This window comes from Bradyrhizobium sp. STM 3566 (genome assembly GCF_045571445.1).
In the GTDB taxonomy this organism is placed as follows: domain Bacteria; phylum Pseudomonadota; class Alphaproteobacteria; order Rhizobiales; family Xanthobacteraceae; genus Bradyrhizobium; species Bradyrhizobium vignae.
On sequence record NZ_CP120692.1, the window covers coordinates 7,441,920 to 7,465,015 of the forward strand.

General features: G+C 61.9%; 24 protein-coding genes and 2 pseudogenes. 6 read left to right on the top strand and 20 right to left on the bottom strand.

Annotated features, from left to right (window positions below):
- Positions 1-87: 87 nt before the first annotated feature.
- Genes P6U27_RS35340 through P6U27_RS35350 form a run of 3 tightly spaced genes read right to left on the bottom strand, consistent with a single transcriptional unit; the run spans position 88 to position 3,736 of the window.
- Entirely contained in the window at positions 88-1,242 is a 1,155-nt protein-coding gene (locus P6U27_RS35340) for a glycoside hydrolase family 5 protein (RefSeq protein WP_244607834.1), read from the bottom strand.
- A complete protein-coding gene (locus P6U27_RS35345; RefSeq protein ID WP_129144559.1) occupies positions 1,239-3,380 on the bottom strand; it encodes an exopolysaccharide transport family protein in 2,142 nt (713 codons plus the stop codon). The genes P6U27_RS35340 and P6U27_RS35345 overlap by 4 nt, the downstream gene beginning before the upstream one ends.
- A 35-nt stretch (positions 3,381-3,415) precedes the next feature.
- The gene (locus P6U27_RS35350; protein ID WP_244607835.1) at positions 3,416-3,736 is read right to left on the bottom strand and encodes a hypothetical protein; all 321 of its coding nucleotides are present in this window, start codon (positions 3,734-3,736) and stop codon (positions 3,416-3,418) included.
- 129 nt (positions 3,737-3,865) lie between these two features.
- Here P6U27_RS35350 and P6U27_RS35355 point away from each other — a divergent pair, with 129 nt between their 5' ends.
- The gene (locus tag P6U27_RS35355; protein ID WP_122406974.1) at positions 3,866-4,192 is read left to right on the top strand and encodes a hypothetical protein; all 327 of its coding nucleotides are present in this window, start codon (positions 3,866-3,868) and stop codon (positions 4,190-4,192) included.
- Positions 4,193-4,266: 74 nt separating this feature from the next.
- Here the strand turns inward: P6U27_RS35355 and P6U27_RS35360 are convergent, their stop codons facing one another.
- Positions 4,267-5,148 carry a LysR family transcriptional regulator gene (locus P6U27_RS35360; protein WP_129144558.1) on the bottom strand — a complete coding sequence of 294 codons (882 nt, stop codon included), beginning with the start codon at positions 5,146-5,148 and terminating at the stop codon, positions 4,267-4,269.
- A gap of 210 nt (positions 5,149-5,358) precedes the next feature.
- Between P6U27_RS35360 and P6U27_RS35365 the strand changes: the two genes are divergently transcribed.
- Positions 5,359-5,895 carry a VOC family protein gene (locus P6U27_RS35365; RefSeq protein ID WP_129144557.1) on the top strand — a complete coding sequence of 179 codons (537 nt, stop codon included), beginning with the start codon at positions 5,359-5,361 and terminating at the stop codon, positions 5,893-5,895.
- Positions 5,896-6,158: 263 nt separating this feature from the next.
- On the opposite strand, the gene P6U27_RS35370 is transcribed toward P6U27_RS35365, so the two are convergent.
- A complete protein-coding gene (locus P6U27_RS35370) occupies positions 6,159-6,692 on the bottom strand; it encodes a tripartite tricarboxylate transporter substrate-binding protein (RefSeq protein WP_407120655.1) in 534 nt (177 codons plus the stop codon).
- Positions 6,693-6,793: 101 nt separating this feature from the next.
- Between P6U27_RS35370 and P6U27_RS35375 the strand changes: the two genes are divergently transcribed.
- The 3 genes from P6U27_RS35375 to rnk all read left to right on the top strand — a co-directional run bounded on the left by P6U27_RS35375 (position 6,794) and on the right by rnk (position 8,733).
- Positions 6,794-7,570, top strand: a complete 777-nt coding sequence (locus tag P6U27_RS35375; RefSeq protein ID WP_129144556.1) for an IclR family transcriptional regulator — start codon at positions 6,794-6,796, stop codon at positions 7,568-7,570.
- 254 nt (positions 7,571-7,824) lie between these two features.
- On the top strand, positions 7,825-8,310 hold the full coding sequence (locus tag P6U27_RS35380; protein WP_209295464.1) for a GreA/GreB family elongation factor: 486 nt from the start codon (positions 7,825-7,827) through the stop codon (positions 8,308-8,310).
- Positions 8,311-8,319: 9 nt separating this feature from the next.
- A complete protein-coding gene (rnk, locus tag P6U27_RS35385) occupies positions 8,320-8,733 on the top strand; it encodes a nucleoside diphosphate kinase regulator (protein WP_122405996.1) in 414 nt (137 codons plus the stop codon).
- 224 nt (positions 8,734-8,957) lie between these two features.
- Here rnk and queD read toward each other — a convergent pair whose 3' ends face one another.
- From queD to P6U27_RS35410, 5 genes are all read right to left on the bottom strand, one after another.
- Positions 8,958-9,314: a 6-carboxytetrahydropterin synthase QueD gene (gene queD, locus P6U27_RS35390; protein ID WP_122405997.1), complete on the bottom strand. Its 357-nt coding sequence runs from the start codon at positions 9,312-9,314 to the stop codon at positions 8,958-8,960.
- Between the two features lie 208 nt (positions 9,315-9,522).
- On the bottom strand, positions 9,523-9,873 hold the full coding sequence (locus P6U27_RS35395) for a hypothetical protein (protein ID WP_407193462.1): 351 nt from the start codon (positions 9,871-9,873) through the stop codon (positions 9,523-9,525).
- The gene (locus P6U27_RS35400) at positions 9,874-10,248 is read right to left on the bottom strand and encodes a hypothetical protein (protein WP_407193463.1); all 375 of its coding nucleotides are present in this window, start codon (positions 10,246-10,248) and stop codon (positions 9,874-9,876) included.
- The gene (locus P6U27_RS35405) at positions 10,245-10,517 is read right to left on the bottom strand and encodes a hypothetical protein (protein ID WP_407193464.1); all 273 of its coding nucleotides are present in this window, start codon (positions 10,515-10,517) and stop codon (positions 10,245-10,247) included. The genes P6U27_RS35400 and P6U27_RS35405 overlap by 4 nt, the downstream gene beginning before the upstream one ends.
- Positions 10,480-11,616 carry a hypothetical protein gene (locus P6U27_RS35410; RefSeq protein WP_407193465.1) on the bottom strand — a complete coding sequence of 379 codons (1,137 nt, stop codon included), beginning with the start codon at positions 11,614-11,616 and terminating at the stop codon, positions 10,480-10,482. Before P6U27_RS35410 ends, P6U27_RS35405 begins: the two co-directional genes overlap by 38 nt.
- A gap of 210 nt (positions 11,617-11,826) precedes the next feature.
- On the opposite strand from P6U27_RS35410, the gene P6U27_RS35415 reads away from it, so the two are divergent.
- A complete protein-coding gene (locus P6U27_RS35415; protein WP_407193466.1) occupies positions 11,827-12,369 on the top strand; it encodes a recombinase family protein in 543 nt (180 codons plus the stop codon).
- A gap of 132 nt (positions 12,370-12,501) precedes the next feature.
- Here the strand turns inward: P6U27_RS35415 and P6U27_RS35420 are convergent.
- The 10 genes and pseudogenes from P6U27_RS35420 to P6U27_RS35465 form a co-directional block, all read right to left on the bottom strand.
- A pseudogene (locus P6U27_RS35420) lies at positions 12,502-12,990 on the bottom strand (IS5/IS1182 family transposase); the annotation flags it as partial.
- A 66-nt stretch (positions 12,991-13,056) separates the two neighbouring features.
- Positions 13,057-13,920 carry an IS21-like element helper ATPase IstB gene (gene istB / locus P6U27_RS35425; RefSeq protein WP_407120139.1) on the bottom strand — a complete coding sequence of 288 codons (864 nt, stop codon included), beginning with the start codon at positions 13,918-13,920 and terminating at the stop codon, positions 13,057-13,059.
- Positions 13,917-15,176: an IS21 family transposase gene (gene istA, locus P6U27_RS35430; protein ID WP_122402137.1), complete on the bottom strand. Its 1,260-nt coding sequence runs from the start codon at positions 15,174-15,176 to the stop codon at positions 13,917-13,919. Before istA ends, istB begins: the two co-directional genes overlap by 4 nt.
- 145 nt (positions 15,177-15,321) lie before the next feature.
- Positions 15,322-16,185, bottom strand: a pseudogene (locus P6U27_RS35435) (IS5 family transposase); the annotation flags it as partial.
- Between the two features lie 372 nt (positions 16,186-16,557).
- Positions 16,558-16,692 (bottom strand): hypothetical protein, encoded by a 135-nt coding sequence (locus tag P6U27_RS35440; RefSeq protein ID WP_407193467.1) that lies wholly within the window; start codon positions 16,690-16,692, stop codon positions 16,558-16,560.
- Between the two features lie 71 nt (positions 16,693-16,763).
- Entirely contained in the window at positions 16,764-16,934 is a 171-nt protein-coding gene (locus P6U27_RS35445; protein WP_407193468.1) for a hypothetical protein, read from the bottom strand.
- A 331-nt stretch (positions 16,935-17,265) separates the two neighbouring features.
- A complete protein-coding gene (locus tag P6U27_RS35450) occupies positions 17,266-17,463 on the bottom strand; it encodes a hypothetical protein (protein WP_407120229.1) in 198 nt (65 codons plus the stop codon).
- A gap of 187 nt (positions 17,464-17,650) precedes the next feature.
- A complete protein-coding gene (locus tag P6U27_RS35455; RefSeq protein ID WP_407193469.1) occupies positions 17,651-19,501 on the bottom strand; it encodes a restriction endonuclease in 1,851 nt (616 codons plus the stop codon).
- A 452-nt stretch (positions 19,502-19,953) separates the two neighbouring features.
- The gene (locus tag P6U27_RS35460) at positions 19,954-21,318 is read right to left on the bottom strand and encodes a hypothetical protein (RefSeq protein WP_407193470.1); all 1,365 of its coding nucleotides are present in this window, start codon (positions 21,316-21,318) and stop codon (positions 19,954-19,956) included.
- On the bottom strand, positions 21,315-23,093 hold the full coding sequence (locus tag P6U27_RS35465; protein WP_407193471.1) for a tyrosine-type recombinase/integrase: 1,779 nt from the start codon (positions 23,091-23,093) through the stop codon (positions 21,315-21,317). Before P6U27_RS35465 ends, P6U27_RS35460 begins: the two co-directional genes overlap by 4 nt.
- Between the last annotated feature and the right edge of the window lie 3 nt (positions 23,094-23,096).

The window sequence follows — 23,096 nt, forward strand, 5'->3', positions numbered from 1 at the left end:
CCGACCTTGCGGTGAGTACCCGGCGCTCATCAATCGTCCCTCATCATCGCGCAGGAGCACGGTAGCCGGGCGATGCGTAAAGTTTCGTTAACGATCGCGGCGCGCGGCGGGAGCTCGGGACGCGCCGAGCAGCGCCCGCATCACGTCGGGATCGGCCTTGCCGGTAGCGGCGTCGACCAGACCAAAACCCTGCGCCAGCTCCCAATGCGCCCAGCCCCAGCAATGCTCGCGGGCATAGGCCGTGACCTCCGCCAGCCAGCGCAACCGGCTCTCCCTGGGCGCAGCGGCTTTCAGCACGCCGAATTCGTTGACGATGATCGGCCGTGAGAATTGCTGCTGCCAGGCGAAGGCGGGCGCGAGCCAGCGATCGGCGCCCGGCTTGTCCTTGGCGGCCACAATCGCGGTGTCGAGTATGCCGAGCGCCTTGGTCGCGCTTCTGTCCTGCAAGTCCCGGCGAAGCGCCCGCACGGCCGGATCTGCGGCACTGATCGGGTACGGCAGGTCGCGGATGTCGTGCAGCGGATCCCGCTCATCCCAATGGCCCTGGTGGGTGAACACCATCGGATCGTAGAAGTGGATGGCGTAGACGACGTCGGGGTCTGCCAGCGGACGAAACCCCGCCAGCGAATCCGCGCGCTGCCAGTTGACCGGACCGACGATCAGGGTGGTGGCGGGGAGCAGCCGGCGGACGAAGGCGGCCAGCGCCTCGACCTCCCTTTGCCACCTCTCGGCTTCGACATCGGGCTCGTTGAGCAGCTCGGCGAAGACGCGATCGGCAGGATGGAATCGAATGACCTCTGCAAGAGCGCGCCAGGCCTCCTGCATCTCGCCCATCGCCGCAGCCGGATCATCCTTGTGCAGACGGTTGAAGCGCTCGCCGGGATGAAGATCGACGGACGTGGAGTAGCCGAGCGAGGCGAGCTGCTTCAACGCGCTGTCGAGCACGCGCAAGCTCGCCTCGCGCTCGGCCTTCGCGGCAAAGCGCGGCATCACCCGTTCCGCCGGCACCGGTAAGCGAACATGACTCATGCCCGCCCTGCGCAGCTGCTGCAGCAACGCGCGGCTTGGCGGCGCACCGTTGATCCAGCCGTCGGCATTGAAGCCACGCGACAGCGCAGCAAGCCTCTCCGGCGCGACCGTCGACGGCAAGGACACGCAATTGTCGGCGAAGACCGGCGGGCCGAATGAGATCGACAGCAGCATGGCCGCGATCAGCAGACGGCGGCGCGATGCTGTCGTCAAACCGCAAGACCCAATGCGCCCCCCTCGGGGTGAGGCGCCACCGCACCGGCGGGCACATGATTGACGACGAGGCCGGTCGGCACGGCCGCATATTTCGACAGCGCTGCGGTCACCCTGCGCATCGCGGACGAGCCGAGCTCGCCGGCGCGCGCCACCAGGACGATCAGGTCCGCGTGCGCGGCCAGGGCGATGGCGTCGGGCTGCAAGGCGAGATTGCTGGCGTGGACGATGATCAGGTCGAACTCCGAACGAATATCGTCCTCGGGCCTCGCATCGGGTTTGCGGCCGGCGCTCAGGAGCTCGTCGATCGACTGCAACCCCGCCGTGGTCGAGCCGTCGTGCCATTCGGTCACCGGCGGCTGGTGGCCTGCGAATTCCGGCTGGAGCCGGATCAGCACGCTCATCATGCCCCGATTCACGGCGGCGCGATTGAGGGAGCACGCAACCGTGTTGCCGCCTGCGCTCTTGCCGACCGACAACACCAGCGCGACCTTGCAGCCGCGCACCGGCACACGGTCGATGCGTTCGAGCAGCGGCCGCAGATGGAGGCTGAGATCGAGTTCGGCGGCCGTGGTGATCGGTCTTTGCCAGACAGTGTTGGTCCCGGCCCCTGGCGCCAGCTCGGGAATGCGGGCCCAGACAGGAAGGCTTGGCAGCGCCTCGGCCCGGTGCGCGGCGGCCGGACGCTGGACTTCCCGGACGAGCGCCTCCTCCGCTTCCACAGATCCAGGCGCCTGAACGGATTCGGGCTTTTCGGCCGACACGCTCGTCGTCACTGCGACGGCGGCGGTGGAGGTCAACAGCGAGCCGATCGCCAGTGCCGCGAGCAGCAAGGCGAGCGGCGGACGCGTCGAACGCAGCGGCGGAATGGCGATCGAAGCGATCTTGGTCTGGGACGCCTGCAACTGACGCTGCTCATTGGTGGTCTTGAACCGCGACAGGAACTGCTCGTAGATGTTCCTGTTGGCATCGGCGTCGCGCTGCAGCTCCTGCAGCTTCACCAGCGCCTGGCCGTCGACCAGCATCTTGGTCTCGACCGCCTTGAGCTGCTTTTCCAGCGCGTTCTGCTGCTCCAGCTGCGCCTCGTATTCGGATCTGGCCGTGTCGATGTTCTTCTTCCGCTCGATCTCGATCTGCCGGTTGATGTCCGCCAGCTGGCTGTAGGAGATCGCGAGATCGGGATGGCGGTCGCCATACACCGCCTTCTTCTGCGCGATCTGATCGTTCAGGGCCGAGCGCTGCGCGCGCAGCATGCTCAGGAGGTCCTGCTTCACCGGCCCTTCGACATTGGCCTTGACGTCGCGCTGCGCCTGCTCGTAGCGCGCCCTGGCCTCCTCGGTGCGCGCGCGGGCGGCGGAGACCTGCTGCGTGAGGTCGGTCACCCGCAATTGCTGCGTGGTGGATTCCTTGCCGGCATTGACGATGTTGTGCTCGAGACGGAAGGCAGCGACGGCGTCTTCCGACGCGCGCAGGCGCTCGCTCAGCGTCTTCAGCCGGTCCTTCAGCCAGTCGGCGGCCTCGTCCGTCGCCTCGGTGCGGACGCGGCCCTGGCTGGCAACGAACGCCTCGGCGATGGCATTGGCGTAATAGGCGGCCCGGTCCGGGCGGTTCGAGGTGAAGGAAATCGCAATGACGTAGGTGAGCCCGCGCCGGGTGATCTCGAGGCGGTTGCGGAATTTCTCGAGCAGGCGCGTCATGTCGGTATAGCCGCCCGCGACGTCCTCGTCGTCCGCGATCTTGAGCTGCTCGATCAAGGGGCGGAGAAATCCGTCGGATTTGGCGATCTCGATCTGGCTCTGAAGCGCCGCGGCATCCTGGCCGATGCCGGGCAGCACGTCCTGATCCGAGGTCACGCGCAGCTCGCGCGGATCGAGCACGACCAGAGCCGTCGCGGCGTAGCGGACCGGAAGGACCATCAGAACGACGACGCCGAGGGCGAACAGCGCGAGGGCCAGCGTCAGGATGCGCCGGCCGTTCTCGCGCAGAAAGGCGAGCGTGCCGGAGACCGTCAGCGATCCCTTGATCAGTGCCGGCCCGGTGCCGTCAGGCTTCGCCTTCGCAGCCCGCGGTGCTTCCCACGAAGCCGCTTGCTCCGTCGGGGCGATGCTTCGCGGAGATGCGCGGCTACCGAACGCCATGGGGTTGGACTCGAAATCAACTTGACTGTCAAAGCTCAGAGGCTTGTCACACCGTAAATATCCATGGTTAACCGCCGGTTACGGCCGCGCGAAGCCATCATGGCACGCGGCTCGGCCATGCCGGCGCCGGCCATCGCGGCAAATTGCACGATGTTCAATCCGACGCCGCCGGCCCCGAAAACGACGACGGCTTCGCCAATGGCGATCTGCGCATCGTTGTTGACGACACCGAGCGCGGTCGTCACCGCGCAGCCGAGCAGCGGCGCGCTGGTGCGATCGATCGAGGCGGGAACGGGCGTGACGCAATTCTCCGACACCACGGCATATTCGCGGCGGCGCCGCCAAGAACCGGCCACCGAGCGTGAAGACGCCGGTATACGCCGCGGCAACCGGGCACCACATGCCGAGCGGCTGGCGGCGGCCGCGACATGGAGACGCTGGAACGGGAGCGCGCAGCACGGCGTTCGCCCGCAAGGGAGTCGATCATGCCGACCAAACCGACCATCGCCCGCATCTGGCGCGGCCGCACCCGCCGCGACGCCGCCGACGCCTACCAGGCCTATCTGCAAGCGGAGGGCATTCCGCCGCTGCTGAAGACCGCGCTCGGTGTGCAGCAATTGCGCGAGGACCGCGGTGAGGAGACATGGTTCACGACCATCTCCTACTGGCCGGACATCGCAGCCATGACGGCTTTCACCAAGGGCGAGCCGACCAAGGTCCATCATCTCGCACGCGACGCGGAATTCCTGATCGAGCTGCCCGAACGCATCGAGATCCACCGCATTCTGATCGACGAACAGGGCCTGCGGTGAAGGCCGATCACCCGCGGCGAAGGCTCTGGGCAAGCACCGGCATTCCGATCGAAGCGATCAACGCGCCGCCGAGACTACGGATGCAGGCGCAGGCGGCTCACACTCGTGACTGCAAAGGTGATGAACCTTTTGACCCGCGCTGCCACGTATTTCTGCGCAGGGTAGGCGAAATAGAGTCCGGTCAGGGGCGAGCGAAGAGCTGGCAGCACGCGCACTAGCCGTTGTTGGTCTGCGAAAAAGGCCGGCAGGAATCCGATCCCCAGTCCCATCGCGACGAAGGTTCTTACCGTCAACAGGTCATCGCAGGTCAGGTCGCCCGATAGATCGATGCTGACCTTCCGCTTTCCCATCAGCATGGGCAGAGGACGGGCCCAAGGCTTGCCGAATCCAATCAGGTCGTGGTGTTTGAGATCATCCACATGACTGGGGACGCCGCGTCGGTCGAGATAGTGTTGGCTTGCAAACAGTCCCGACGGGCCCGTCACAAAAGACCTGGTCACCAGGCTGGAATCGCGCAGCGGGCCGACCCGGATGGCGAGATCGACGCCTTCGGCGATCATGTCGACGATCCGGTCCGTTACAATCAGCTCGATTTTCACCATCGGGAACGTTTCGCGAAACGTGCTGATGATGGGCGGCAGTAGACTTTGCGCGATGTCGACGGCCGCTGTGAGCCGAAGGAGGCCACTGAGGCTTCCCGCCTCCGACGTAATTGCAGCTTCGGCTGCCTCGATCTCACGAAGCCCGGCGCGGCACCGTTCAAAATAAGCCTGGCCCGCCGGCGTGACGCGGAGCTTGCGGGTCGTACGCCGGATCAGGCTGACACCGAGGCGCTGTTCGAGCGCCGCCACCTTTGCGCTCACCGTGCTGGCGGGCATGCGGAGCCTTCGGGCAGCGCCGGCAAAGCTGCCTGCCTCCAGCACCTGGACGAAGACACTGATCTCATCGATGCGCATTGCCGTTCATTATGCAGAATTATGGACAGTAATTCCAGATTATCCTGACTTGCCGCGAAACGGCTTCTGCGATCTGCTTCGATCGGGGAAGGCCCTAAACCGCGATGGGATCAGGATGAATCACCATCGCGCTTCAGGTTGTTGTTTGAGCATGATCCTTTCGGAAAACCGCTGCACACTTTTCCGGATCATGCTTTAAGGAGCTGAAGGATGACGGGACTGATCACGCCGGTGGCCGACAGCGAACCGATCGACCCGCGCGTCCGCGTCGGGCATGTTCATCTGAAGGTAGCGGACCTCGAGCGATCACTTGCGTTCTATTGCGGGGTGCTCGGCTTCGGCCTGCACGGACTGATTGGCAACGAAGCAGCGTTCCTCGCCGCCGGCGGCTATCATCACCACGTCGCGATCAACACCTGGGAGAGCCGGGGCGGTTCGCCGCCACCTGAAGGATCGACGGGCCTCCACCACGTTGCCTTTGTCTATCCGACGCGAGCCGCGCTCGGCGACGCACTCCGCCGCCTCCGAGCAGCGGCCGTCCAGCTCACCGGTGCGAGCGACCACGGTGGTTCGGAGGCGATCTATCTCCGCGACCCGGACGGCAATGGCGTCGAGCTCTACTGGGATCGACCTGAGGAAGAGTGGCCGCGCAATCCCGACGGCTCGTTGAAGATTGTCAGCAAGCCGCTCGATGTCGAAAAATTGGCGGCGGAGGGATCGTCCGAATCCCCGATCCAGCAAGGATAGATTGAGCCTCGTCATATCGGCTGATCGTCGACGTGACGGTCGCTTTCGTCATGGCCACAATCGCCCACGCGGACCCGGACGTCGCGAGGTCCCTCGTTCGGGATGTCGTGTCGAGCGCATCTTGAACTGGCGGTCCGCCGCAGTGCGCGAACGCGGCGCCCCTGCACAAGGCTTACGATCAGCTCGTCGGCGAAGGGCGGTGGCTTGCGCCCAAAGGCCCCGGAACCTTTCCGATCCGCTTCCCGGCGACGGAATCCCCTGGACTATTGCACCTCGATGTTCGCGTCCTTGACCAGCTTGCGCCAGCGGTCCTCCTCCTGCCCAACATAGCGATCGAGCTGTTCGGGAGCGCTGCCGACCATGATGAGACCTTCGTTGGCCTCCAGCTGCTTGAAGGCGCCGGACTGAACGGCCTTCGCGACCGCCTGGTTCAGGCGCGCAATCACCGGCGCGGGTGTCTTGGCCGGCGCGTACAGTCCATACCAGGACTCGGCGGCGTAGCCGGGCACTCCCGCCTCAGCAACGGTCGGCAATTGCGGGAACGCGGCTGAACGTTCAGCCGATGTGACGGCCAGCGCCCGGAGCTGCCCCGCAGCCACCAGCGAGGCCGCGCTGGCCACGGTTGTGAACATCACGTCGATCTGCCCGCCCAGGAGATCGCTGATCGCAGGCGCCGCGCCTGCGCGCATGTCGTCGCTCATGGCATTGCGCCGTTCCGGCCGGTTGAAGGCGATCGTCGCAACACCGGCCTCGACGGAAAATTCGATGAGCTGATAGGACATGAGCTGATAGGACATGGCAAGCTCCGTGGCTGGCGTCGGATCGATCACCGATAGCGGCTTGCACCCCCCGGACATCCCCTTAATTCCACTGAGTGGAAATGGCGGGGAGGATGGATGTGGCACAGATGCGCAGATATGCGGGCGGGGTTGATGGCAACCGGTCGCTCGAAAGGGGCATCGAGATCATCAGGGCTTTCCGGCCCGGCGTCGACACGCTGGGCAACGGCGAGATTGCGGAGCGAACCGGATTGCCGCGATCGACGGTCAGCCGGTTGACACGAACGCTGGTCAATTCCGGAATGCTCGACGAGGTCCGCAGCCAGCGGACCTACCGCCTTGCGGCGTCCGTCATCAGCATCGGCCATGCCATGCGCACGGGATCACCCGTGCTCAATGCGATCGGCCCGATGATGCGGGCGGAATCGGCCAAGCGCCGGCTGAACGTCGGGCTCGCGACGGCTGATAGAACCATGATGGTTTATCTGGAGTCGATCCGCTACAGCCCGCGCGCGGCGCTGCGCAACGTCGTCGCCGGCCAGCAGGTCCCGATGGAGCTGACCTCGCTCGGCCGCGCCTATCTCGCCGGCATTCCAGAGCCCGAGCGCGAGCGATTGCTGAAACTGTTCAGACGGCGCAGCGCTGCCGCGACCAAGGCGCTGCTTGCGGACATCAGGAGATCGATCAGCTCCGTCCAACGCGACGGCTATTGTGCGGTGTCGTGGCAGCCCGCCGTTCTTGCCGTCGCAACGCCCATCGTGCTGGACGGGCTTCCGGTCTACGCACTCAACATGAGCCTGCAGAACGTCGAGCGCTCCGACGCGCTGGCGAGCGAGCTTGGCGCGTACCTCAACGCGTTCGCGGCCAAGTGCATGGAGGTGCTGCGAAGCGGATGAAGTACATCGGCATCGGTGGGCGCATGCCGCGACTGGAACCTGCAATCGCTTGCGGCTGTGCGGTTTCGCCGCAATGTTTCCAGCGGAATGAATCACTATAGTGCGCATGTCATGGCATATGTCGTCGACATAGATGCGCGCACCGCGCGTTTTGGTCTTCACGCCGGCCGCCTCCAAGCAGGCGGTTAGCCGGACGGTGTTCGCGCCGTCCGGGCTCTTTTCCAGCTTTCGTGGCCTCCACCCGAGAGGTCGTATTGAAGCCGAAGGAGTGTGCCGTGCTCCCTCTTCCAAGAATCGCGCTCATCGCATCTGACTATCCGCGGCTCGAACAGCTTGCGCGCCGTGCCGCCGAAAAAGGGGACTTGGACGGCATCTTCCTCATGGGTGAGATCAACCGGGCCGAGATCGTGCCGGACGAGTCGGACGATCTCCGCTCGCTGGTGACCGTGGGATCGTGGGTCACCTATTGCACGAACCGGGGCGCTCCGCCCGGCACGGTGCAATTAATGTGGCCCGAGGAGTGCTCGTCGGATCCCGCCCGCATTTCAGTCCTGACACCCCTGGGGGCGGCTTTGATCGGACTGAAGGCAGGCGATCAAATGCCGTACGTCGTTGCCGGCTGCCTGAACGTCGTCAGGGTTCAGAACGTGACCCGATCAGGCCCGAACGTCGTGCCCCTCTTCCGGAGGGCTCGGCGAGGCGAGCCGTTCGATGACGATCCTGGACCAACTGCAGCATAGGAGAGTTCAATGCGCAACTTCGACGCCGGGACTCGGCGAGAACAGCCGGCGTTGCCGCCGATCAAGATCGCAGAAGCCGAATCGCGACGCCTCAGCGCGCTGGCGAATTCAACGATGGATCTGTTTCCCCGTGTCGCCCAATTCCTGGCGCGGGAGCTGGAACGTGCGACGGTCACGGAAGAGAACGACTTGCAAGGCGTGATCAGGATGGGGTCGAAAGTGACCTATCGCGATGACGAGACCGGCGCGAGGCGGGAGATCGTGCTCGTCTATCCGCACGAGGCGAATATCGAGCTCAACCGGATCTCGATCCTGACGCCCGTCGGAGCGGCGCTGATCGGCCTCTCGGCCGGACAGCGGATCGAATTCGAGACGCCCGACAAACGCACCAGAGGCCTGACCGTTCTCGCCGTCCACGAGTGAGGGGCTTCGTCCGACCCGATGGCGCCGTCTTGCTTCCATGACAGAATGGATTTTCGACGGCACGTCCCATCGGCCCCCGACGAGAGCCCTGAATAGAGTGGTCGCTCCGCAGGGAAGGCCAACGGGCCGCGGATCGCCAGGGTGCAGCAGCGCAAGAAGTGCAACCGCGCCATAACCGGCGAAGATGGGCACGACACCATAGTGAGGCCCGGGCAGGGCCGCCGTCACCGCCCCTGATATTCGGCCCAGCAGTCCGCCGTCTCGTAGACGCGGACCGCCCACAGCTGCCGTAGGCTCGGCTGCAACCGATCCCAGATCCAGACCGCGATATTCTCGGCGGTCGGGTTCGCGAGCCCATCGACCTCGTTCAGGCAGTGGTGGTCCAGCGCGGCCATGATGTCGGCGAAGCTTTTCTCGATATCGAAGAAGTCCGCGACGAAGCCGGTGTGCGGGTCCACCGGACCGTCCAACTGGACCTCGACCCGATAGGAATGACCATGCAGCCGGCTGCACCGGTGAGTCTCGGGCACGTTTGGCAGCCGATGCGCCGCTTCGAACTTGAACGCCTGCGATATCCTCATCCAGCTCCTCACACGGCGCGGCCATCCGGTCTCGAGCCGGTCTGGCGACCAGATGCTGCCTTGTCCTGACCTTCCGCCGAAGAATGGCGCGCCCGGAACGAGGCGACCAAAGCGCGGCTTCCACGTTGAAAAATCAACAGAAAAACGCGAGCTGCCTATGCCCTTCGTACCACCGCATGTGACCACCGGCAAGCCGCATCAGGTGAAGTTAGACCGACCAGATGCGTTCCGAGCCATCCCACCGATAGTATTTCCGTTCGAAGGCATTCATGGCCGCAGCTGTCTGGCTGAGTATGAGCACGACATCGCTGTTTTGCGGCAGATCGTCCTCGTTGAGTTCGTCGAGATAGCTACGGTTGGGCTCTCCGTCCAATAGCTGGTGGATGGCCTTCAGCAGCCTGTTCACCATCCGCGCTTTCGTTTGCCCAACTTGACCATCGGGCTTCTTCCGGGACAGTTCCTGAAACTCTTTGTACATAGCATCAAGGAGGGGGTTGAGCGTGGCATACTCGGCCACCTTGTCAGCGGTAGTCTTCGGCCAGTCGGATGAAAGCCCCATTCAGCGCACTCCCTTGGGTGCCACGGCAACAATGTCGGAAGTTGCATTATCGACCACCCAATACCACACGCCATTGAAGTGCCGTTTGATATTCTGCGCTTTAACCTTCTCCGCGCACTCGACAAACTGGCTCACGACGAAGCTGACGTCACTGTTTGAGGGGAGGTCGTCCGTATCAAATCTCTCGAAGCTCAACGTGGGCGCCGACGTCCCAAGCACCTGTTTGGCCGTTTCCAGCACCGAGTTTGCAAGCTCTACCTTGAACTTGCTAACCGGCTTATCTGGTTGTTTCTTGGACGCTGCGGTTGCCTCTTGATGCAGGGCCTCAAGTTGAGCGGCCATTTTCCTAAACTGCTCCACCTCCTCTGCGGTCATGTGGGGCACTCCCGTTTGAAAGTTAAATAGCTTCTTTTCAGCACGTCCAAAGGAGGCCGTCGTTTCTCCTCGAACAGGTCCACCATCACGGAGAGGTCTTCGTCCGTGATCGGAATGATGCAGCGCCGTTGGCCTGACCACAGATCAATGGTGTTCTTGCGCATTGCTCTCAGCAGGGGATTGCGCGTTACGAATACACCAAAACGCCCAAATTCATCCGACAGATAGCGGTTAAGCTGGTTGATGTGCTCCCGCTCGATTTGGCGCACATTCTTGATCTCGCAAACGAGCTGCCGCGTGCCGTAGTCCGCAAAAAATGTCGCTCAGGAAATCTACTTCGCGGTTCATATAGAAGATCAGGTCTCTAATTTGGGCGCCGCTGTCGGTACGAACCTGATCAGCCGCATAGTCAAGATGTGGATAGAACATGGTGGCGAGTAACTCGACAACTAGGTCCTCATACTTGCGATCAGAGTTTTGGTCCTTGCCACTGGGTAGCTTTTTTAAAGCCGCTAGTTTTCGCTTCGCGGAGATTAACGGGAGTTGCAAGAACAGAGGATCGACCGCACAATCCGCCGAGGTTCGCTCCTTGAACGCGATATACTCTTGAACAACGCCATAGTTATTTCTGTTGAAGTTCAATAGCGCGACGCGATCCCAAACCACCTTGTTGTGCTGATCATCCTTCGGGATATAGTTTTTGAAGTAGTCATCAAATCCAATCCAAGGCGAATGTCGCAGCCACCGCTTCGGCACGAGCAAAATGGGAGAGCCACTGGCCGGGTCTACCGGTAGCTCGATATCGTCAATCTGACTGAGTTTGTGTGACTGATGGTCGTAGACACTGGCCAATTTCGTCTTCGACCGAGGTATCCGCAGCTTGTCGCACTGCTCGATTGTGTAGTCGATCAAGAACGACTTGAGCAAGCTACAGGCGATGTCGCTCACTCTGTCCTTTGAAATACCATCTACAAACAGCTGGATTTCTTCGAAATGCGTGAACCCCGCCGAGTAGAGCGGGATCCTTTGAAACAGGCTCAGTATCTCTTGTGCGACGTCCAAACCGATACGTTTGCCCTTTTTCGTCGCAGCGCCGCCCAGTCCAACTTCTTCGCATTCGGACATCTGTTGGATGGTCTGAACAGCCAACTCCGCTTGCCCCCGTTGCGAGAGCATTCCCAGTCGGTTGAACGCGGCTATCATGGCGCCGTGAAGTGATTGATCCTGCAACGAGGGCGACTTCCAGAGCAGGAATGGATCGACGTAGAGGGGTAGGTCCTCTTCGAGGAAGGGAATGGCGAAATCAACGTTGGCTTGAGCAACGTCGACACCGTGGAACTCGGTAAGGCGAGGGCGAATGAGAGCCATTTGGGCACTGAAGTAGCGTGAACCCACAGTTCCGCGCAACTCCCAGTAGGTTTAGATCCCCAAGGGAGTATGCGGGTTCGGTGTGTCTCTGGGGTCTACCTGTGTGAGACAACGAGCTGAGACACATATCATGTCTCAATAGGGTTGACTTCTCAGTTGTGAGGCGACATTCTCTCATGGTCTGAACCCTAACGAGACAAAAGGCTCAGGATGACCGTCATCGGATACGCTCGCGTAAGCACCACCGATCAGAACCTCGACGTCCAAGAGAATGCCTTGCGGGCAGCAGGTTGCGACCTGATCCGCTCAGAGAAACGCAGCGGCACCACCACCACAGGCCGGGAGGAGCTTCGTACGGTGCTCGATTTCCTGCGCACGGGGGACGTCCTGATGGTCACCCGGATAGACCGGCTCGCGCGCAGCATCGGAGACCTGCAAGACATTGTGCGCACGGTGAAGGCGCGCGGCGCTTCTCTGAGAGCCACAGAGCAACCCATCGACACCAGCACAGCGGCGGGCAAGTGCTTCCTGGACATGCTCGGTGTGTTCGCCGAGTTTGAGACGAACCTCCGCAGAGAGCGGCAGCTTGAGGGCATCGCAGAGGCTAAGGCACGGGGAGTGTACCAAGGCCGTAAGCCTTCCATCGACGCTGCAAGAGTGAAGGCGCTGAAGGCTGAGGGCATGGGCGCGTCAGCCATAGCGAAGGCCCTTAAGATCGGTCGGGCGTCGGTTTACCGGGCTCTTGAGGACTGACGGGCACGGCGACGCCGGAGGCTTCCCTTGAGGCACCCCGTGGACGGTGTGGCGGTCGGCAAGTGGAGGGGGCACTGTTGAGGCCCCCAAAATGAGCCTCTCCGACAGCACTGGATCCTAATTCGTCGTCCGTTAAGAAGCCGATTGCAGCGGTGAGCGGTCGCTGATGGCTGCGATGAGGGTGGCCAGGAAGAGGCACCAAAGAACCCTCAGCCAGGCGAGGATGCGGCGGAAGTTGTGACCGACGGCAGAGAGGATGACGTTGGCGGCATCGCCGGCGCGGCCTTTGAGGTAGCAGCGGCCGAGGTGACCATCGGCCTTCAGGTGTCCGATGACGGGTTCGATGGCGGAGCGGCGGCGCAGCTCGCGCTTGATGATACCGAAGACGCCGCGCTTCTGGCCGGAGATGAAGACACGGCGCGGGTTCTGCGCGTCATGGCCGCGGTATCCCTTGTCGACATAGGCCCGCTCGATCGGACAGCCGGTGAGTGTCTCGGTGCGGTCGATGACGTCCCGCAGGGTGTGACCGTCGTACGGGTTATCGGGTAGCGCCCTGGCGTGCAGCACGAACAGGCCGCCGGGAGCACGGCGGTTGTTGGTGACGATGGAGGCTTTGACACCTGTCAACGGCGCACGGAATCTCCTCAGAAGTGGCGCCGCAAAATTCCCCAGTTGGCGGGATGGCGATCAGCCGTCGACGTGATCAGCACCTCCGTCTTTTGGTGGACGGCCCCGCCGTTTCAGGGTCGGGGGAATGGGGTTCGCGGTTGCCTGCGTTTTGTGTCGGATCGTCTCGGGGACGAGATCAGCATGTTCGCGTAGGCGATAGCTCGAGCCCTCGATTTGGATGACGACGGCGTGGTGAAGCAGGCGATCGAGCAGCGCGGTAGCGACGACGGAATCGCCGAAGATCTCTCCCCACTCGGCGAAGCCGCGGTTCGAGGTTAGGATCATAGCGCCTTTTTCATATCGGGCGTTGACGAGCTGGAAGAACAAGTTGCCGCCACCGGGAGTGACCGGGAGGTAGCCGATTTCATCGACGATGAGCAGCGCGAACCGGCAGTAGTAGCGGATCCGCTCGCGCAGAGCGCCGTCACGTTCGGCCTTGGCGAGCGAGGCGACGATATCGGCGAGGGAGCTGAAGTAGACGCTGCGCCCTGCCTTAACGGCCTCCACGCCGAGAGCGAGGCTCAAATGGGTCTTGCCGGTTCCTGGTGGCCCGATGAGATGGACCGCCTCGGCCCGATTAATGAACTGCAATCCGGCGAGCGCCAGGACGCGGTTTTTGTCGAGCGACGGTTGGAAGGCGAAGTCGAAGCCGGCGAGCGTCTTGATGGCCGACAACTTGGCCATTTGAACCGCCATTTTGATGCGACGGTTCTCGCGCATCGTGAGTTCTTCGGTGAGCAAGGCATCGATGGCGTCGAGGGCGCTAATTTCGCCGCGTTCGAGGCCGCGCAGGGTGACATCGAGGATTTCCAGGGCGCGCGGCATCTTCAGACTGACCAGGTTGGTCTTGACGCGCTCGATGACGGAGGAAGCACTCATCATACGATCTCCTGGGCTGCCAGGCGGCGACCGACGGCCGCGTAGAAGTCAAGCGAGCGACGAACGGCGTGGTCACCGGCGCGCGTGAGGGTGACGGGTTCTGCACTGCCTGGACGGCGTCGGCCGAAGCTGGCGAGCTTGCGATGTGCCGGATCGAGCCGCTTCTGGCCCCGACCTTCGAGCGGGGCATGACTTGCCACCAGCACGCTGCCCTCGAAGATGCGGATTTCGTCGGCGAGGACGTGGACGTCGAAGACCCGCCGCCGCGTCGTATCAGGCACGCTGTACAGATTGCCGCCGACGCTCACCATGCCTTCGTGCGAGGCCCGTCGCTCCAGATGCAACACCGCCCGGTAGGGCGCGCTCGGCAAGGCTTGCAGTGCCGCCTTTTCCTCGGCGAAGGCCTCATTGACGACCCGATGGGTCGTGGCATGCACCCGCGGATTGGCGACGGTATCCAGCCAATGGCGGAGCTGGCCGTTGAGGTCGTCCAGATTGCGGAAGACCCCGCCGAGGAAGAAGTCCTCGCGGATGTAGCGGAATGGCCGCTCGACCTTGCCTTTTGTCTTGGGCCGATAAGGCCGGCAAGCGCGCGGCTGGAAGCCATAATGGCGAGCGAGATCGACCAGCGCGCGGTTGTAGACCACGAGCCCCTCGGCGTCCTGGCCAAGGACAGCGGTCTTCATGCGGTCGTAGAGGATCTCGCGCGGAGCGCCGCCGATCGCTTCCAGAGCGGCGATATGGCAGCGAAGCACTGTTTGCAGGTCCTGATGGACAACGAACCGCGCCCAGATCAGTCGTGAGTAGCCGAGCACCATCGAGAACAGCCAGACGATGCGCTTGACTCCTGGCTCATCGACAAACTGGACCTCGAACCTGGCGAAGTCGACTTGCGCCTGCTCACCTGCTGGAGTTTCAAAACGCACTTCGAAGGCTGCCGGCTGGGCAGGCCGCAGCTCGCGCACGCGATCGCGTACGATGCTGTAGCCGCCGACGAAGCCGCGTTCCTTGAGCTCACGCCACAGCCGCACGGCGGTGAGCGCAGGATAGGCAGCCAGCCGCTCACGCAAATAAGCTTCGAAGTGGTCGACAATTCCGGGCCGCACCGCTCGCTTTTTGTAGACCGGCGGCTCCAATCCTTTGGCGATGTAGGCCCTGACTGTCTTTCGATCGACACCAAGTTGCCGGGCGATAGCGCTGACCGACAGACCTTGGCGATGCAAATCCAGGATCATGACAAGTTCCCCAAGTTTGAGCACCGCGCCCTCCCTTCCGCCTGCAGGAGGAACGTCGGCGATTCGACGCGACGGCCGACCGGCCAGGGCATGCCCTGGCCGGTCGGCCGTCGCGAAAACTGGGGAATTTTCAAATGCCATAAGTGGGGAGAATTACTCCGCCACTCACAACACCGAACTCGTAAGGCGCGGCTGCTTTGCCCTTGCCGATGCACTCGACCTCCGGAGCATGGAAGGAATACAGCTTCCAGCCGCGCTGGCGCTGCTGCTGCGAGCGGATCTGCGCGGCCCGGCTGAGCGGCAGGGCGAAGGCGTTCTCGAGCACGGCCTGAGCTTCGATCTTGCGGCGGATATCGCGGATGATCCGGCCCAACCGGCTGCGCAGGATGCGCAACTGCCGCTGATGCCGTTTGAATTGCTTGGCATGGGCGTAGCGGGAAGCCATCATGGCCGCGGTCTTGGCAATGCGAAGATAGGACTGCCGCAGCCTGATCCCGTGCTTCCTCGCCAGACGGTTGAGCCCCTTGATCGCCGCGTGCAGCAGCTTGGCATCGGTCGGGAAGGTGATGGCCTTTGGCTGCACCGTGGTATCGACTGTGACCCGCTTGAGGTCTTGGCCGCGTAACGCGCCGGCCTCGTGCGCCACCCGCAGGCTCTCGGCCAGCAGCAGTTCCAGCTTGTCGCCGAGCCGCTTGCGCCAGTGGCTCAGGTCCGAGCGCTCGTGCGGGAAGGCGTGCTGGAAGAACTCTTCGCCGGTGAAGTACTGGAAATATGGGTCGTGGACCCAGCGCTCGCAGACCCCCTCATCGGACAGGCCGTAAATGTGCTTGAGCAGCAGCAGCCCGATCACGAAGCGGGTCGCGATGCCGGGCCGGCCGTTCTCGCTGTAGAGCGGCGCGATCTCGCCGTCGATCCAGTCCCAATCGACCTTGCCAGCGAGCTGAACCAGCTCGTGCTTCATGTTGATGATCTGGTCCAGCCTGGCCCGGAACAGATCGCCCGATCCCGTCGTCCTGTGCTTCTTCGGTCGCATCGCCACCTCCGATGCGGCCACCGAATCATGTCTGGCGATTCGACGGAATCCTGAAAATGAAATTGCAAGGTTCCGATGCCCGAAGCATCAAAACCCTGCAATCCTAAAACACCCCGCAACCACAAATGCGATTCCAGCTCAATCGCTTAGCCGCTCTTCACGGATGACTAATTCGATCAGCCCAACCCGTCCGAGTTCAAACTGCTCGGCTTAAAGGGGCGGCCGCCGCCGAGGTCACGGCGGGAGAGTGTGCAACACGACAGAAAATGGCCGATGTCCGCTATGATCCGTTCACGACAAAACGCATGGCGCGGCGCGTGGTCGCGATGGGCCAGCAGCGGAAGTCAACGTAGGCCGCCAACTCAGGCGGCCTCAGTTCATCTTGCGGCGTAGCTTCTGGATGATCGCGCGCAGCTCGGCTGCGTACTCCTCAATGATGCGCCGTGCCTCGCCCAGCCGTGACGGCTTGGTCTCCTGCACCTCGCTCTGTTTGTCTGGCTCGGTCATGGCCCAGCGTCACCGGGGAGACGGCTGGACCGTTGCGCTAGATCAATGGAGGGGTGGTAACTGAGGCGGCCTTACTCGTCGTCCTGCATCGGGAACGGCTCGTGCGTTTTGCGGCCTAGGAAGGTGTCGGGGACCGCCTCTCTTAAGGCTTCGCGAGCGTCCTTCACTGCCTTTCGGGCCTGTGCCTTGTGCTCTGCGTCAATTTCATTGACCGGCCTGTAGATGCGATCACGATCAGCCATGGCTCGCCTCCATAGTTCTCCTAGGGAGAAACCACCGCAGGGCGAGATTGTTCAAAGTTGAACTTAGGACCGATTGATCTCATCGATGATGAGGTCGCGGTGCGCGATGTGCGAAGCTAGGCCAGCTCGGAACGTGGCTAACAGTTCTCGCGCAAGCTTGGTCTCGTAGCCGGCCCGATCCAAGAGAGCTATGCGCTCTTCCTGAGCCGCGATGTGTTGCTCGCCCTCAGCTACGTGCCGTTCGGCCTCTCGCAAGTGGCGCAGGTGCATCTCGCGATCCTTTCCAAAACCATACACGAGTTTGCGCGACCTGGTTTGACGAATATCAAACTCAATTCTCTTCCTGGGGGAACGGTTCTTGGGTTTTGCGGCCGAGGAACGTGTCCGGCTCAGGACACTGCTGAAGCACCTGTTGCGCCATTTCCACGACGGCCTTCGCGCGTTCGAATGCGAGGCGATCCTGCCGGCGTGACGGCCAATAGATCGGGGGAAGAAGGTCGGACTGCGAAGCCATGTCTGATGCTGCCATGCTGCGCTCCGGAGCGACGTATCTTTTGATCTAAAACGTAAATCGGACGCCCGAGTTCCCGGGTCCAAGTCTGTCAGGGTCATTCACGACCGCGCCCGAGAGGTAGACGTTCCTCCGATTTCCGCTATTGCTTCGCAGCAGAAGCCCCGCACACACCTTTGCGGAACTGTAGTGCCCTTGTGTCACATCAGGACTGGGGCGCTATCCTGAAACTGTAGCCGTGCTTGCCGAGCAGAGCCAAAAGATTTGGCCCGTCGATCAACGTGAGTGGCTTGTTCGCGGCCCATTCGTGCGCGTCCCGCCCAAAGTGACTTGTAGTCACGAGTATGCCCCGGTTGGCCCCTTCGTTCAGCACGGTACCGTAAAGCTCCCTCACGGCCGCGACGTCCACCGTGTTGGAATAGCGCTTGGCTTGCACCACGAACTTCCCACCGTGCAGCGGGTCTGAGTTGAAGATCACCGCGTCCACCCCTCTATCGCGGCTGGCTCTCGTAATCTTCACCTCTGCATTCTTGTCGGCATACTCCTTTGCCAATAGCTCACGAATGAGGTGCTCGAAATCCTGCCAGTCCATCGCTGCGAGGTTCTGCCCTTGGGCCATGCCGTCAAGCACGTCTCTCCCGGCAACAAACCTCTCGTCCTCCTTATCGAGCCGAATGGCTGGCTCAATGGGCACCACTTCGGCCACGTTGTACACATAGGCCCCCTTGAGTGCCCGGAAGGCTTCTAAGGCATCCGCCCGCTGCAGGTTGAACTCCATAATGTCTTGCTTTTGAACGGCAAGAGCTGCCACAAACGCATCCTTCAGCCTGCCCGAGGCCGGGTCGAAGAACCGCGACCAGCAGTTAACGGCTATCCTATCCACGTCATTCTGAAGGTCGTTGCGAGCGACGTGATGGGCAATCTGTAGCGCAATGGCCGGCACGTAGCGCCGAAGGACCGCCTCGGCGTCCCGCTTGGCCGGCGCGCGCTTGCTGTCTTGTCGCACCACCGAAACGTCAGGCAGCGATGGTACGCATTGGTTCACTTGAAGCACTCGGTCTTGCTGATCGTAAAGCACTTCCCACGGATAGTCGTCCGGGACTGGCAAAGTGATGTTGCACAGCGCAAGCTCAAAATGGCCGCGCACACCATCATTGCTTCGCCCGCGATAACGCTCATTGACCGCTCGGATGGGCTGAGTAGCCCTTTGGCAGTCCCTTTCGTAAGTCTCCTTTGCTTGCTCGTACTCTCGGCGGAGGGCCGCTTCAGCATCTCTCCACTTCAAGCTCAGATCAGCCAGGAAAATCTCCATCAGGTCGCGCGCTTCGGCAGCCGCTGAATACTTCTCGTGGAACGTGGTCTGGAGCTGCCGCGCTTGCGAGTTGAGCAACGTCACACGATGGATTTCCGTCTCATACGCCTTTGCCTGCAGCCCATCTTCAGTATCCACGTCCATTCCTTCGGACGTCACAAGCCGTACCGGAGTGTCCGGTGGAGCTGTGATGTTGGGGAAGTCCGGCTTTGGTGCTGGCGCATCGGTCTGCCCATAACGGAACACTGGCGGATCACACGGGAAGTCGCAGGCGGCCGCGGCCCGACCATAGACGTTGGTCATGTCGGCACCGCTCCCCATGAGGACGTCCGCTGACGTGAGGGTGACCTTACGGGGTTCTGTGTCCGAAAGGGAGGCCGGATGCGGTCGGGCAAGCTCGAACATATGTGCTGGGAAGTGATACCCACGAAACCGGGTATCCACCGTGCTCGGAAGAGCGGGCCGGTAGGCGCTTGCAGCGGCCACGTAGTCGTCCAGGAGAGCGAACGCGCGGCGAAAGGCGTCTGGGTTGGGTATGCCGACCACTCTGACGGGGTTCTCTGCGCGGTACGACTGGCCCCGCTCGTATTCCCGCTGGGCCACACGTTCAGCCCTCTTGCTGGCCAGAGCTTCAGCGGCGGCTTTGGAAGCGGCACCCAGACCTCTGAATAGCCCTTGAAGGACCAGAAAGGCACCGTAGCCCACCACGAGCAGGACCGCACCTGCGAGGATTAGATAGTTCATTCCCCCGAACTTCCCCAATAGTCGAAGGACTTCCGCACGAGCGCCGCCCTCCTACCGCTTTGTGATATTAGCGCCACAGCCGGAACTTGCGAGACTTTCGACCCGAAATCTAAGGTGCCATACCGCCGCAAGGCTTCTGGGAAGACGACCGAGCCGTGTTTGGGTGAGCCGCCCCCAAGAACCTGAAGAAGCCACAAGCATCTCCTAAGTCACCGCTGGGCCGAATAGGCCTATTGCTGCGATAGGGCGATGTAGGGCAAACGGAGAGGACCTCCCGTATCAAGACATGAACAATAATGGTCCCAGTGTACCTATGTGTCCCCTGCGTTTCGTCTCTCTCCTCCTCTCCCCTCTATCCTCTGTCTATTCTCCTATAATTATTCCTCCTCCTCCTCCCCTCCTTGTTGTCCTATGTCCCTCTTGGTCTCCTCTGTGTTCTCCCCTGTATCTTGTCATAAACTGTGAGGTGTATGGCCTTCAGGCTCGGGCCAGTTAGTCTTCAATTTAGGGGTCGCCTTCTGCTGGTCTTGAAACCTCCTCCTCAGCCTCTCGCTGGCCAATTCGGCCTTTGATACTGGAACGATCAGGCTGTCATGGACGACAAGGCTTGGAGTTTGGTGTTCGCGCATCAATTCCAACATGGTCGAGAACATCACCTCACTCTCAAGCCACATCAGGTCCGCCCAACTGTAGGTCCGGCCATTCAGCGGCTCGCCCCAGCTCTTCAGCACAGGGTACTTGGTGAATACTGCCTTGGAGATGTCGGCGACCCGGTGTTCCCGCAGGCTGGGATCATCTGCGATCATGTCCGCTGGCCATCGCTTGATTGGCCTTGCGCTGCCGAACGTCCCGACGAACCACTGCTTCACCGCCCCTCGGTGCTCCACCCCAAGCCCCGGCAGTAGGTAGGGGTCCTCTGTGAGATCCAGTTGGAGCCCATGGAGCGACAGGAAGATGGTGAGGTAGCTTCCGCTGATGTCGATTTCCGCCACCCGCTCGCCATTGATCGTCATCTTCTGACGACGTGTTGCGGACTGAGTTTGGTAATTTCCGGCGTGCTGGCTGTAGAGCCTGCCTCCTCTATTCCAGTCGAAGTCTGGATCATCACCGTTCTGGAAAATGCGGATGTAGCCTTCATGTATGCCGCCCCGGAGTGTTTGCTTGGCGAAGAACTCGTTCAGCTCTGACATGTCGTGCTCCATCGCCTCCACCGATGGTGTCCTTTCGAAGTCCATCGGCTTTCCGACAGCTTCAGTCGTGCGGTAGGACGTCTTGAGCTTACGCTTCCGTAGCTGCACGGGGTGCTTGGGAAGGTCGTACTCAAACTCGAAGTGATCGAGCACGGCAGCGGGTGGCACGCCATGCTCGGCGCAGAACCTGAGCAATTCCGGTGTTGCGCGGAAACGTGCAGCGTACTTCCCGGTGTCTTCGCGCTCATCCGAGACCTTGTGTCCCGCTACGTGCTGCAAGAAGCCCAGTCCTTCAAGCCCGTCGTACAACTGATAGAAGGCATGCCGTCCCACAGGAGCGCCTGTGAAGCGGGCTTTGTTCAGGGACTTGTACACCCAGCAGCCCTTGTGCTCCTCTGCCTCGAACGGACGCAAGAGGTCAGCCAGGAATGCTCCGGTGGCGTATTGGAGCTTGCCTGCAGTGTCCCTGCGTTTCCGTTCGCGTAACCCGGCTCGGATCGTGTGCTCCTCCACCATCGACGCGAGCTTCGCTACAAGGGCCTTGGCTTGCTCGGATGTTGGGTGTGCCCGTGTCGCGGCATAGGTAGCGGCTTGCAGCTCTTCTTGGTCAAAAGGTGAGGACGTCATTTTTCCTTTGTGGTTCCCGAATTGGTTGGTCTGTCCAGCGGCTTGATGCGCGATAGATCAAGGCCAGAATAGGCAACGCGGTTGATGGCATCCGACAACGCAGCAGCGCCAAACCGCGAGAGCATGGCATTGGCGCCATATCCCCAGCTCACCGAAGACGCTTGTGCGTGGCCGATCAGAGCCTCCCGCACCTCGTGATCGGCACGTCCGCGCCGCAGCGCGTCTTTCACCGTGTGTCTGAAGCTGTGAAATACTTTGGCCTTGTCCATGACGCCAGCTGCTCGCAAGTAGCGGCCGAACCACTGGGACCACGCGGGCACTCCAGCGCGGCCTCGGTCGGGAGACACTAAGGGGAACAGCCAGGCATCCGAACCATTCTCACGCCGCCGTGCCTCCACGTAGCTCAGGAAGCCCAAGCGGATGACTTCGGGATGCACGGGTACAACTCGTTCCGAGGCATCGGTCTTTACCCGCTTGCCTCGTGCCCGCTCTGTCACGAAGTAGACCAACGGCACTCCGGTTTCAGCGTCGACCTGCACATTGGCTGTGGTCAGACTTCCTAACTCCGCCTGTCGAGCGCCTGAGAAAAGGGCAAGCACAGGTAGCCAAAAACCAGCTTCCCCATGAGCACCTAAGGGGAATTGATGGTCCGTGAACACCGGGGTGTTGAACAGCTTCTGCAGCTCGGCAATCTCAAATGACGTGCGCTCGGAGCGCTCCTCTGGCAATCGCAGCTTGCTGAAGGGATCAGTCCACTGCACATCCTCTGGGAGTAAGCCGTTATCGCTTGCCCAGATGCAGATGGACTGGACACCGCCGAGTTGCTTGTTGATGGTGGCTGCGGTGATCCTTGGCGCCTCCGGGTGCTCACGTCCCCATGCGGCTTGCGCCGGAAGTGTGGCGCGCACCAAGTCTCCCGTGCGATGTCGAGGCACGTCCTGAAGCGCCTTGCGGTATTCCAGCGCATGCTTCTTCTTGATGGCCGCCACGGCCATGTTGCCGTGCAGCTCAACGAACATCTGCACACTGCGGCCAAACTCATCCACGGTGCGCTTGGGCCTTACCCGGTGCTTCTTCCAACCCTCCAGCGCCTGCTTCAGCGTCTCGCCGCCCTCGGCGTCTGCTCGAACGCTCGGCAGGCTCCGCAGTGGCGTGGCGACCGTCTGGCCCTCATCGCGCCTACTGATGTCCTCAAGGGCTCTGATGTACGAGTGTAAGCATGCGTTACCGAGCTTGATGTAGGCTGCGCTGTGTGGATCAACATCGACGTTGAACGCCCACATAACTTCCAGCACATGGTCTTGCACTGCCGAGATGTCGCCGATTGCGGCGCATTGCCGGAGCAGACGGAGGGTATCCAGCGCTGCTTCCTTGTTGTCCTCATAGACTTGGCGGTGAAGCCCGTACGCGGGCCATTCGTCGTGCGGGATACGCGGCGGGTCCAGATGTCCCTGCAGGCCCACCGCTTCCTCGTATTCGCGCTTCCGCTGCTCACGTCCTGTGGCTCGAAACTGAGCATCACGGGTTAACGTGTCAGCGTAGAGGTATTCCGCCATGCGCGTAACCTCGGTCTCGCTAAGGCTGGTTCGCTTAGCGAGCGGCGCTCCGCTCTCCTTGAGGCGCGCCGTGGCCCTCGCAATGATGCGGTCAAACTCCGCCAATACCGGCTTGGCCCTGATGTTGGCCTCTCGGAGGTCCTTGGTGCCGAGCGACCTCTTCAGGTGCTTCTGCACGGCCTTGCCGTTGTTCAGCTCCCGCGCGACGGCCGCCTGCAAGCC